This window comes from Arsukibacterium sp. (assembly GCF_036735525.1).
Lineage (GTDB): Bacteria > Pseudomonadota > Gammaproteobacteria > Enterobacterales > Alteromonadaceae > Alishewanella.
On record NZ_DAINOE010000141.1, the window covers coordinates 1 to 4335 of the forward strand.

General features: G+C 50.3%; 3 protein-coding genes. All 3 read left to right on the forward strand.

What is annotated here, in order from left to right:
* Positions 1-184 precede the first annotated feature (184 nt).
* On the forward strand, positions 185-1420 hold the full coding sequence (locus V7D78_RS16205) for an efflux RND transporter periplasmic adaptor subunit (RefSeq protein ID WP_333609497.1): 1236 nt from the start codon (positions 185-187) through the stop codon (positions 1418-1420).
* 17 nt (positions 1421-1437) lie between these two features.
* A complete protein-coding gene (locus tag V7D78_RS16210; RefSeq protein ID WP_333609498.1) occupies positions 1438-2139 on the forward strand; it encodes an ABC transporter ATP-binding protein in 702 nt (233 codons plus the stop codon).
* Positions 2139-4335, forward strand: a 2197-nt coding sequence (locus V7D78_RS16215) for an ABC transporter permease (RefSeq protein WP_333609499.1), incomplete at its 3' end; no start/stop codon positions are given. The genes V7D78_RS16210 and V7D78_RS16215, both read left to right, overlap by 1 nt.

Consider the following 4335-nt stretch of genomic DNA (forward strand, 5'->3'; position numbering starts at 1 on the left):
GGTGCTATTGCCCTGTTGGTAGACAAAGCGAAATAAGCTGAGCGCCGGTTAGAAAATCGCGCGCACTGCGCGCGATTTCGCGCTTCGCCAATAAGAATAAAAACATAAGATATTGTTTTAATTTAAAATAAAATATGGCACGGTTTTTTCATTACAGTATTCCATTGCCCTTACGGATACTGTTATGGATATTAGTTTACCGCAACGAAAACCTTACCTGCGCTACCTGCTACTCGTGGCAGGCTTTGCTCTGCTAAGCGGGGTAATCTATCAGTTATCACGACCTGTGGTACCTGCCATATCGCTGGCACAGTACCCGTTGACAGCTGTGCAACAAGGCGAGTTAACACTATATAGCGATGCACTGGGCGAATTAATTGCCCGACATCAGCGCTTACTCACCGCACCCGCGGCCGGAGTAGTAACTGAAATTTTTTACCATCCGGGCAGTGAAGTACAAGCTGACACGGTTATTTTACGGCTGGAAAACCCAGAGTTAGACTTAAAAGTCATCGCAGCAGACAACGCGCAGCAAAAAATGCAGGCCGAGCTAACGGCTTTCGATTCGCAGCAGATCAGCCAGCAATTGGAGCAACAAAGCCGGCTGGCAGAAATGGAAAACCAGTTACAACAAGCCGAGCTCGAACTTAAGGTAAATCAGGAATTAGCCGCCAATGGCATTGCCGCCCGCATTGAGTTGCAACGTGCTGAATTAAAGGTAACGCAGCAACGTCAAAAACTGCAATTTGAACAACAACGCTATGCCCAATTTTCCCGCCAGCAGCAGGCAGAAAAGGCACATAAAAACCTGCAGTTAGCTCAACTGCAAAACGAATATAAGCTGTTGTTAAAGCAGCAAAATAATATGCAATTAACCGCAGGGTTTAATGGCTATATTCAGCAGTTAGAGGTAGAGCTGGGCCAGAGCATCAGCAGTGGCCAGGCGCTGGCGCGAGTGGGTAGCCAGCATCAGCTTAGCGCACGCATTTTGCTAAACCAGCGCCATACCGAACTGATACAGATTGGCAGCCCGGTTATTATTCACACCCGTACCGGCCAGATAGAGGGCCAGATCAGCCGGATAGAGGCTCTGGTACAAAATGGTACTGTCGCAGCCGAAGTTGCCTTACCAGACCAACTGCCGCCTGGCAGCCGGCCCGCCCAACATATTAGTGCCAAGGTGTTGCTGCAACATCAACCCAACGCCTTATATATCGCACAAACACCCGGGCTTAGACCCAACAGCACGCAAACGCTGTTTGTCCAGACTGGTGCTGGTAAAGCAGAGCCACGGCTAGTGCAATTTGGCGAGTTGTCTGACCGCCAATTACTCATTGAATCTGGCGTACAAGCCAATGACCAGCTACTGGCTTATGACAAGCCAGACTGGCAACAACACCCTTATCTGACCCTGCAATAAGCCTATCAGGAGCTAACATGACATCTGCACTTATTACCCTGCACAATATCAGTAAATCGTTTCGCCATGCCAATATTGCCACCCTGGCATTACAGGACATTAGCCTAAGCATTTATGCTGGCGAATTTGTCGCTATTACCGGGCCATCCGGTTGCGGTAAATCCACCCTGCTGAATATCCTCGGCTTAATGGACACCGCCGATCAAGGTGACTACATGCTGGCAGATATTAATACCAGTAAACTTAGTACCAACCAGCGCACCGCTATTCGCAACCAGCACCTTGGTTTTGTCTTTCAATCATTTAACCTGATTGATGCTATGACGGTGTTTGATAACGTTGCCTTACCGTTACGGCACCGCGGCGTAAAGCGTGCAGAGCTGACACGGCGCGTCAATGCCTGTTTGTCTGAGGTTGATATGAGCCATCGCGCCAGCTTTTACCCGAACCAGCTGTCTGGCGGCCAGCAGCAGCGTATTGCCATTGCCCGTGCGCTGGCGTGCTCACCACAGTTACTGCTGGTAGATGAGCCCACCGGAAACCTGGACAGTAAAAACGGCGATGCAGTAATGCAGTTACTGCAACAATTAAACCAGCAAGGCACTACTATCGTGATGGTAACGCACGACTTTCGTTACAGCCGCCTTGCCACACGCCAGATCCAATTACTTGATGGCAACATCGTCGCCGAACAACAGCAAAATAAGGATGTTGCCTGATGCTTTACTTACATGCCTTAACCTTTGGCTTAAAACGTTTGTATTTACAACCCCGGCTGTGCCTGCCGGTTATTGTTAGCCTGGGGCTGTCGCTGGCGGCGGTACTGGTGGTGCTAACACTATGCTACACCATTTTGATCCAGCCGCTGCCGCAGGTACGCCAGGCTGAACAGCTAACAGTGCAACAGGTTAACCTGCAGTTTGGCAGCATTGACGTCGGCTTTATTGATAAGCACCGCTTTGTTAGCCTGCAACGCCAGTTCGCCAGTTATGGCGACTGGGGCTTTTTGACCAGCAGCACACAAGACAGCGTTGAAGCCAACGCAACGCGTTTTAGCGCTACAGTATTTTTTAGCAGCAATAACACGCCGCAATTGCTCGGTATTGCCTTAATTAATGGCCATGCGCCTGCTCAGGCCGACGCTGAGCAAGCCGTATGGATATCAGAAAGTTTGTGGCAAAACCGCTTTAATCGCAGCGCCGACGTTGTTGGCAAGTCTTTAACTCTGCAAAATAAAACTTACAGTATCGCCGGCGTGATGCCCGATTTTTATGCTGCGGCAGATAATCACCAGTTTAGCGCAGAACAAGTGTGGCAAGTATTTGATCCTGCCACCACAGCGCCGCTTTCTGAATCGACCCGGTTTGGCAGCAAGGCCAGCATTATTTTACGCAGCGACGGCGCGCTACCCTCAGACGCTGAACTGGCGCAATGGCTGGAGAATGAGAAACAACAAGCGCCTAGAGCACTGGCACCGATGTTTCAAAGGGCGAGTTTCAAAACCAGCCAACAAGGTTACCGCCAGTATTTATTGGCTGACAGCCAGAAACTGCTGTGGTTGCTGCTGGCCGTTACCACTGGTTTATTCAGCATTGCCGCGCTAAACCTGACCAATGTACTGCTGGCGCATTACCAGGGCCGGCACCATGAGTTTGCCGTGCAAACCGTTAGTGGCTGTCGCAGTTCAACCTTGCGATTGCTGATTGCACTGGAAAATGTCAGCTTAATATTGCCAGCAATATTGCTAGCGCTGCTGGCAGCCCAATGGTTGTTCCGGTTAATACCTACCCTGGCGGGTGACGCCATTCCACTGGCACAAAGCGTGACGTTAAACGGCATTACGCTATTAAGTGCTGCCGCACTCGGTGCCATACTGCTATGGCTATTCAGCCTGCCGGTATCCAGCAGCGAAAACGGCCTGACAACAAAGCTGAATCAAAGCGGCAAGGGCAGTAGTAAACAGCAAAAAGCCTTGTTGATAAAATGCCTACTACTACTGCAGCTGACTATAGCGTCAGTATTGATCACCAGCACCGCCGCGCTGGCCTGGCATAGCTACAAAGAAATTTTTACCGGTTGGGGGTTTAATATGGTAAATAGCTATCAAATACGGCTGCAAAAAGACCAGCAATTTACCGTATTATCCGACAGCGGCGACAGTAGTACAGCAGAGCAACGGGTAAGCCGTTACCGGCAACATAGGTTGCAGCTGCAACAGGCTTTACAACAACACTGGCCCCAGGCAACGGTATTAGATAGCGACAACCAACCGATATCAGACGCATTTACCATTGGTACGCTTAAATCTGCCGCTGACGCGCCCAATATCGAACACACTGTTGCAGTAGTAGAACCGCGCCATTTTGCAACCTTTGGCATAGCACTGCTGCATGGCCGGAGCTTTAGTGCCGATGAAGACCCACGCGCCATAATTGTTGACCTGAATTTCGCCAGCTTGCTGCATCCAACAGATCCCGCGCAAGCTGTCGGGCAAACATTATACGCCAATAATAAGACCCAGCAGATTATTGGTATTGCCGCTAATGTTAAAACCAGCCGAAAACCGCTGCCGCACGTCTATTCACCGCCCAATGCCAGGAACCCGGTTATCGACTGGCAGCAACTGGTGTTGGTGTTGCCTAAACAACAGCTTATTACTGAGGCCGATGTTAGTCTGGCGCTGGCTGAACTGGCAACCGGCTACAACATTAAATTGTTTCCGCTGCAGCAATTGTGGCAAGATCTAACCAGACAAAGTCGGATCTATTTTTATCTGATCTGTCTTATCAGCGCTACCACCCTGTTACTGGCATTGCTAGGCACTGCTGGTGTCAGCCAAATGCGGGCTCAGCAACGGCGTTACGAGCTGGCAGTGCGCATGGCCATCGGTGCCAGTCAGCAGAACCTGCTCTGGC